The organism is Bradyrhizobium cenepequi (assembly GCF_020329485.1).
Lineage (GTDB): Bacteria > Pseudomonadota > Alphaproteobacteria > Rhizobiales > Xanthobacteraceae > Bradyrhizobium > Bradyrhizobium cenepequi.
Genome location: NZ_JAGKJI010000068.1, coordinates 23,208 through 30,552 on the forward strand (window position 1 = coordinate 23,208; position 7,345 = coordinate 30,552).

Below are 7,345 nucleotides of genomic sequence, written 5' to 3' on the forward strand. Positions count from 1 at the left end.
GACAACACACAGCTAGGGAGCAGGAACTGGAAATACTTGGGGCGCGCTCCGGAAAGACGTGGAAAGATCTTGGGCTGGCGCGCTGTCTGCCGGTCTTTCCTGAAAAATTCTGAAATTTGCGGTGGCGCGGCGGACCGCTATAATGCGAGCGATGGAACCCGCCTCCGAAACGACGGCGAGCGTCGCGTTCGGGCGTTTTCAGGTCTCGCCGCACCGTCGTGAACTGCTCGCTGATGGCCAGCCGATCAAGCTCGGCGGGCGCGCCTTCGACGTGCTGATGGCGCTGATTGAGGCGCGCGGCGAGGTCGTCGGCAAGCGCGCACTGATGGCGCGCGTGTGGCCCGACCGGGTGGTTGATGAGAATAATCTGCAATCCCAGATCGCGGCGTTGCGCGCTGCTTTCGGCGCCGAGCGGGATTTGATCCGCACGGTCTCCGGACGCGGGTACCAGTTTGCCGGCGAGGTCCACGTGTCGTCGGAAAGCCCGGTCGAGCGCACCGCCGCTGGCATGGCTGCGCAGCCCGCAGGGACGCTGCCGCCGACGAACTTGCCGGCACCTGTTTCCGAGCTGATTGGCCGTGATGCCGAGGTCGCGGAAGTCGTAAGCCTCATCGGCTCTCATCGGTTGGTCTCGCTGACCGGGGCCGGCGGCATCGGCAAAACGCAGCTCGCGCTCGCGGCCGCGCGCCAGATACTGCCGCATTTTCCCGGCGGCGTGTGGCTGGCCGAGTTTTCGCCGCTCGCGGATCCCGGCTTGGTTGCCGCCACGGTTGCCGCAGCGGTCGGGCTTGAGTTTGCTGGCGGTGAGGTTTCGGCACGACGCGTGGCGCAGGCGCTTGCCGACCGGCCTCTGTTGCTGGTGCTCGACACTTGCGAGCATGTAATCGCTGCCGCGGCGGACATGGTCGAGGCGTTGTTGCACGCCAGCCCGGCGGCGCATGTCGTCGCAACGAGCCGGGAGCCGCTGAAGGCAGAAGGCGAGTGGATCTACCCGGTGCCGCCGCTCGCCGTGCCCGCCGCGGAGGGCGATGACTTTTGGCGGTCCGGCGCGCTCCGGCTGTTCGTCCTCCGATCGCGCGCGAGCGGGGCCCATGTTTCCGAGGATCGGCATGTAACCGCGTCCATCGCGACGATTTGTCGGCAGCTCGACGGCATCCCGCTGGCGATCGAGCTGGCAGCGGCGCGCGGCGGCGCGCTCGGCATCGAGGAGGTCGCCGCCCGCCTCAACGATCGTTTCCGGCTGTTGACCGGCGGCCGGCGGACCGCATTGCCACGGCACCAGACCCTGCGCGCGACGCTCGACTGGAGCTATGAGCTCCTGGGCGAGCCCGAACGCGTGATCTTGCGCCGCCTGGCGATCTTCGCCGGCGCCTTCAGACTGGAGGCGGCCAGTGCGGTTGTGGCGAGCCCCGAGCTTCCACAGTCGGAAGTCGTCGAGGGTCTCTCCAATCTGGTCGCGAAGTCGCTCGTTGCGGCGGAAGTTGACGGTCGCGTCGCGCGCTACCGCTTGCTCGACACAACGCGGGCCTACGCGATCGAAAAGCTCGGCGAAAGCGGGGAGGGCGAACGGATCGCGCGTTGTCACGCCGAATATTACAGGGATTTCTTCGAGCAGATCGAAGCCGAATTGGATACGCGATCGGCGGTCGAGTGGCTTGACGACTACGGGCGTCAAATCGACAATTTGCGCGCGGCGCTCGACTGGGCCTTCTCACCGCATGGCGAGGCCTCGATCGGCGTGGCGCTGACCGCCGCTACAGTGCCTCTATGGATGCACCTGTCGCTGCTGCACGAGTGTCGCAGTCGCGTCGCTCGGGCGCTTGCCGCTATCGAAGTGGGAACGAACGCCGATGCGCGCCGTGAGATGAAGCTCCATGCGGCCCTCGGCGGATTGCTGATGTATACTTATGACGCCAAGGAGGCCGTTCTTGGGGCTGGCGCAGCCTGGACAAGGGCCCTCGAGATTGCCGAGAGCCTTGACGATGCCGAGTACCGGCTGACCTCGCTTTGGGGCCTGTGGTTCTTTCATTTCGTAAGCAGCGGGCATCGCATGGCGCTGCAACTGGCGGAAAGGTTCTGGGCCCTGGCGGCGAACCGGCCCGACCCCATCTATCGGCTGGTCGGCGAGCGCATCATGGCTATCTCGCAGCACTGTTTGGGCGACCAACCGAGCGCGCGGTCTCATCTCGATCGGGCGCTCGGTGAGTATATCACTCCCAATTACGCGTCGCCCTTCCTTCGCTTTCAGCTTCGCCCGCACGTGGCGACGCGCGTTCTTCTTGCGTGGATTCTGTGGTTGGAAGGCTTTCCAGATCAGGCGATGCGCGCCGCCGAAAACAGCGTTGAGGAAGCTCGCGGCGCCAATCATGTAAGATCGCTGTGTTACGCCCTGTCGCAGGCGTGCCCGATCGCGCTGGCGGTTGGCGATCTGGCCGCAGCGGAATCTCACCTGAAAACGCTGATCGAGCAGTCGGCACGGTATTCATTGCCGTTCTGGGCTGCCTTGGGCCGTAGCAATCGGGGAATGCTGCTGATCAGACGTGGCGACGTCGATGCCGGATTACGGCTGCTGCGCGCCGGCCACTACGGACTCGGTGAGGGCAGGGCCGCCTGGCGGTCGATTACGTTCTGCACGGTGACGGGAGAGGCCCTCGCCCGTACTGGCCAGATCGGCGATGGGCTCATCTTGCTCGAGGCGGCGCTCGACCAGTGTGAACGCACCGAAGAACGCTGGATATTTGCCGAGTTGCTGCGCGTCAAGGGCGAGCTTCTTCTGTTGCAGAGCGGATCCAGCGCTGCGGCAACGGCTGAGGATCACTTCCGGCAAGCGCTCGACTGGGCGCGTCGGCAAGGCGCGCTGTCCTGGGAACTACGCGCTGCCACGAGCTTCGCCCGCCTATTGCGCGATCAGGGCCGTCCCGCCGAGGCGATGGCACTCCTCCGGCCGGTCTACGATCGGTTCACCGAGGGCTTCGACACCGTCGACCTGCAGGCGGCAAAAGCGCTCATCGACGCCCGCCAATAGTGGGTGTCGAGGGCGTCCCCATGGAGGCGTCAAGCTCTCGACGCCTCCCGAGCGCGATGGCTGCATCGACGAAGGCGCGGACGCTCGTAGAGGGCTCGGCTGCGCGGAAAGCGACGGCGAGCTCCACCTCCTCAGCAAAGTCCGCCAGCTGCCGGAACACGACCTCAGGGAAGCCCAATCCGCACATGGATTCAGGCCCCAGCAGCGCGTAGCCGGCTGCGGCCATGCTGAGCGCGGTGACGAAATCGCCGACGTCATGGACGATCTTGATCGAAAACCTGCCAGCGGCTGCCAGCCGCTCGAGGTGGCTTCCGAAGGTCGCGACGTGAGGAATGATGAAAGCCTCATTGCCCAAGTCCGCCGCCTGCAGAGTGTGGCTGCGCGCAAGCGGATGGTCGGCGGCGAGCGCCACGCAAAGAGCTTCGCGAAGAATCACACGGGCCGCTATCCCCGCCGCGTAGCTGGGCCGAGGCCGTATCAGGGCCGCATCCAGCCGACCTTCGGCGAGCGCGACGAGCTGCCGCGGCGTCTCCATCGCCGTGAGGCGAAGCTGCACCGCGGGGTGGCTTCGGCGGTACTCCCGCAGCAGGCTTGGCAGGATCCGATTCATGGCCACCGATGTCACATATCCGACCTCGATCTGGCCCAGTTCGCCGCGCGCCGCGAGACGCCCGACCTGCTCGGCCTTCTCCAGCTGACGGATGGCGGCCTCGGCTTCGGACAGGAACAGTCGTCCCGCCTCCGTGAGCGACACTGCGGTCCGCTTGCGACGGTTCAGCAGACGAGCGCCGAACGCCTCCTCCAGCCCTTTGATCTGCTGGCTGACCGCGGACTGCGCCACGTTCAGCCGGTCAGCGGCGCCCGCGAAGCTGAGCTCTTCGGTCGACGGCTATGAAATAGCGAAGCTGGCGAGCGTCAAGCATGTGCCAATTTAATCAGCCTCCCGTGATTACATTCCAACAATTCCATGTTGGATCTGCAGATAACCGCAAGTTCAAGTTATTGCCGGTGATAATGGCGTTTGCCAAGGCCGAGGAAAACGCCGGGCAGCGGCAATAGCAGCGCGTGAACCTCTTTCTTCGAGAAGCGACAACGCGCAAACGCTTCTCCATTTCGCGGGCATCGCCATGATCAGCGCATCGGCGACGAACTGCGGTGTCATCGTGGCGTTCATCGACCAACCGACAACGCGAAGTCGACGGCAGCAACATAGAGCCAGCCCTCGGCCGTCCAGAGACAGGTGAAATGAGGACCCAATTCCGGCTCGGCTGCAGCGCCTCAAACTGGCGATCGAGACGGCGACCGTCAAGCCGGGGCGATTTAATCAGTATGCCTGATTAAAATCCAACAAATCGATGTTGGATTTGCGGTCGACGACAGGCTCAGATAAGGGCCGTCAACAACTGGCATTCGAGGTCGGATGCGCCGATCACATGACTGCAAGATGCCGACCAAAACCGGAGTTCGGTCAGGATTGGAGGAAACGATGCGCGCAATCGGACACTTTATTGGTGGCCGCGAGGTCAAGGGCAACTCGGCACGCACGGCTGACGTCTTCGAGCCCATGTCCGGCGACGTCCAGGCCAAGGTGGCGCTGGCATCGAAGGCCGAAGTGCGTGCCGCGGTTGAGAATGCCAGGGCGGCACAGCCGGAGTTGACCGAGGTGTTGTCCGTCGCGGGACTCACACCGGTGCGCTCAGGGGGCAAGGTCGGAGGGCTGCCTCGATGCCGCAAATCTCTGTGAATGGCCTCAACGCCTACTATCGCGACGAAGGTACCGGCGTCCCAGTGGTGCTCGGGCATAGCTCCACTGCCTCAAGTGGACAATGGCGGGGGCTCTTCAAGCGAATGTCGGGCCGCTATCGCTTAGTCGCTCCTGATCACATCGGATACGGACGTACAGCGGCGCATTCGGGCGACATTCCGCTGATGGAGCACGAGATTGCGATTGTCGAGGCGCTCGTGCGCTTGATCTCGCAGCCGGTTCATTTGGTCGGTCACTCGTTCGGAGGCTCCGTTCTAGCGCGAGTAGCCGTCCGAATGCCAGAACAGGTGCGAAGCCTAACCCTGGCCGAGCCGACACTCTTTTACCTGCTTGCCCCTTCGGGAAGAGTATCCGAGCATGCCGAAATCAAGGCCATTGCGGATCGCGTCATTCGTTACGTTGGTGAGAAGGACACCGACGAAGCCGCGCGTGTCTTCATCGAATATTGGGTCGGCCCCGGCGCCTACGACGCGATGGACGCCAAGCTGCGCGAAGCGGTGAGGGCGCGCATGGCCAAGGTTCCCGTCGAATGGCCGACAGCCTTCGAGCCGCACGGAGCAACGGTCGAGGCACTCGCTGCACTCAAGATGCCTATTCAATTGATCGGCGGTTCACGGACGACAGCCGCCGCAATGGCCGTCATGGACGTGCTGCGCGGCCTGTGGCCAGGAGCGGCGTATGCCGAGATCGAAGACGCAGGACATATGGGTCCGGTGACGCACGCGGACACCGTCAACGAGATTATAGACACATTCATCGGCCGGGTGACGGCGTCAATCTCTGCGACAGGCGTGTAGACATCTACACGCGTCGGAAACTTCGGCTTCGGGTCAAAACCGGCGGTCGAGGATCACGAGAAACACGTCCGGGTTTGGCCCGACAGCGGACCTATGAACATCGTTGCCATCGACGAAAAGATGCCAATGCGAAGCGAGCCTTCGCTCCCGCGACCCGCATTCCCAGCGCTTTGCACCGCATAGTCGAGTTCCGCGAGCGCCAAGCGCGCCAAGCTTAGAAAACGCCTACCTGCGCGGGTCGTTCGAACGCCTCCGCTGTGGCGCTCAAATAGAGAGACGCCAAGTTCGTCCTCAAGCGCCCGCACGCGCTGACTTACGGCGGATTGAGCCGTGCCGAGGACCGCCGCCGCGGCTCGGAAACTGAGCTGCTCCGACACGAGGAGCGCTTGGTTGATTGACTGCAAATCCACCTTGAAACACCGGTACGGCCTCTACGAACCCTTTGCCAAATTGCCGCGTGAGCTGTGCGCGTCATCTGGCGCCATGCCTTTGTCAGCGAGTTCGCGAATTGCGGCTTCACTCTTCGACAAATGCGCGAGCCCCATGCCGCGCAGCACATGAGGGGCTTTGGTAAACTGGACGGCTTGATAAGCGACGATTTCGACGTGGTTGCCCCAAGGATCGAGGAAACCGAGGAACCGCCCGGGGCAGCCGCTCGACGCCAGCCTCCGCCATGGCGGCGCGGACCGCCTCCGTGTCATCGACCACAAGTCCGAAATGGCGCCCGTCATCAGGCGGTTGCCGCCGGCCCTTTTGGAGTGCCAGAAACTGATCACCCAAATCGACGAAGGCCATCGCACCGTTTCTGCCGCGAAGCTCGAAGTCGAACAGCTGACCGTAGAAGACAAGCGCGTTGTCGATATCACCGACCTCGAGCGCGACGTGATTGAAGCCGACGACGCGCGCTTTTCCTGCCTTGTCCAACTTACCCTCCTGATAACTCGGCCGCTTCGACCTTCGCCCACTGAAGGCTCGCGGATCTGAAGTCGGAGTGGTCGATGAGCATCGGCGAGACCTCCTTCTTCCGAACGGCCTAGTTTACGAGTCGGATTGAGCGATCGTCGGCTGCCGAGCGCGGCTGAGAACTGGCGTCGACCGGCAATACATCCGCGAAAAGATACCGATCGAACCATGTCGGAAACGCGCGGGCCAGATCGCGCTTTCCAGAAAGCTCGAGCCCCAGCCGTTTCGCTTCGATGAAGCTGACGTCCCCCCGCCACCACGCAACTAGAACTGGTAGCTTTGCGCGCACGAGCAATGGCTCGGGGAACCCGGGGTTCACCAGACAAAAAGATATTTCGGATGCTTTGAGCAGCAGAAAGCGGGGCTTCATACCGTCGATCTCGAACCGAACGACGATCGGTCGAGCGGGGAGCGCATCGCTCCGCACGCGCCGCTGCATATCGACGAACAGCGGCTCCGCGTCGAGATTTTCCTTCTCGGACTGACGCGGCAGGAAGCGCTGACCCCATGTGCCCAAGGCCATGACGACGGAGCTGATCTCCTTCCCGGACGCCGTGAGTTCATATTCCGGCCCCGAGTTTCCATCGTGGCGCTCGACTGCGCCGATAGCGATCAGTTCCTGGAGCCTCTCCGACAACATGGTTTTGGAGATGCGAGGAATGCCTCGGCGAATGTCGTTGAAGCGTCGGCTCCCGCAGAGCAGTTCCCGCACCACAAGCAGCGTCCAGCGTCCACCCAAGACTTCATGGGCGCGCGCGATCGAGCAAAACTGTCCATAACCGGCCATCGCGGCAG

General features: G+C 63.4%; 6 protein-coding genes and 3 pseudogenes. 3 read left to right on the forward strand and 6 right to left on the reverse strand.

The features are described from left to right. The first annotated feature begins 142 nt into the window (after positions 1-142). Positions 143-3,025, forward strand: coding sequence for an ATP-binding protein (locus J6497_RS36820; protein ID WP_225709090.1), 2,883 nt, complete (start codon positions 143-145; stop codon positions 3,023-3,025). Here J6497_RS36820 and J6497_RS36825 read toward each other — a convergent pair. The 3 genes and pseudogenes from J6497_RS36825 to J6497_RS36830 form a co-directional block, all read right to left on the reverse strand. Then, positions 3,006-3,779 (reverse strand): LysR family substrate-binding domain-containing protein, encoded by a 774-nt coding sequence (locus tag J6497_RS36825; RefSeq protein ID WP_312010433.1) that lies wholly within the window; start codon positions 3,777-3,779, stop codon positions 3,006-3,008. The two genes, J6497_RS36820 and J6497_RS36825, sit on opposite strands and share 20 nt — an antisense overlap. Next, positions 3,768-3,893 (reverse strand): annotated as a pseudogene (locus J6497_RS41400) (LysR family transcriptional regulator); the annotation flags it as partial. The gene J6497_RS36825 and the pseudogene J6497_RS41400, both read right to left, overlap by 12 nt. Positions 3,894-4,130: 237 nt before the next feature. Beyond that, positions 4,131-4,320 (reverse strand): annotated as a pseudogene (locus J6497_RS36830) (IS3 family transposase); the annotation flags it as partial. 191 nt (positions 4,321-4,511) lie between these two features. Here J6497_RS36830 and J6497_RS36835 point away from each other — a divergent pair. Then, positions 4,512-4,679: pseudogene (locus J6497_RS36835) on the forward strand (CoA-acylating methylmalonate-semialdehyde dehydrogenase); the annotation flags it as partial. 71 nt (positions 4,680-4,750) lie between these two features. Continuing rightward, complete coding sequence (locus tag J6497_RS36840; RefSeq protein ID WP_225709091.1) at positions 4,751-5,587, forward strand: alpha/beta fold hydrolase; 837 nt, start codon at positions 4,751-4,753, stop codon at positions 5,585-5,587. A 53-nt stretch (positions 5,588-5,640) separates the two neighbouring features. Here the strand turns inward: J6497_RS36840 and J6497_RS42280 are convergent, their stop codons facing one another. From J6497_RS42280 to J6497_RS36855, 3 genes are all read right to left on the reverse strand, one after another. Next, on the reverse strand, positions 5,641-5,997 hold the full coding sequence (locus J6497_RS42280; RefSeq protein ID WP_376708333.1) for a LysR family transcriptional regulator: 357 nt from the start codon (positions 5,995-5,997) through the stop codon (positions 5,641-5,643). 106 nt (positions 5,998-6,103) lie between these two features. Further along, positions 6,104-6,511, reverse strand: a complete 408-nt coding sequence (locus tag J6497_RS42285) for a VOC family protein (RefSeq protein ID WP_225709093.1) — start codon at positions 6,509-6,511, stop codon at positions 6,104-6,106. 109 nt (positions 6,512-6,620) lie between these two features. Next, the coding region (locus tag J6497_RS36855; protein ID WP_225709094.1) for a winged helix-turn-helix transcriptional regulator at positions 6,621-7,345 on the reverse strand (725 nt) is incomplete at its 5' end.

Bases quoted from the DNA above. Each gene is read 5' to 3' on its own strand.
- J6497_RS36820 (WP_225709090.1), top strand. From the start codon at position 143: ATGCGAGCGATGGAACCCGCCTCCGAAACGACGGCGAGCGTCGCGTTC.
- J6497_RS36840 (WP_225709091.1), top strand. From the start codon at position 4,751: ATGCCGCAAATCTCTGTGAATGGCCTCAACGCCTACTATCGCGACGAA.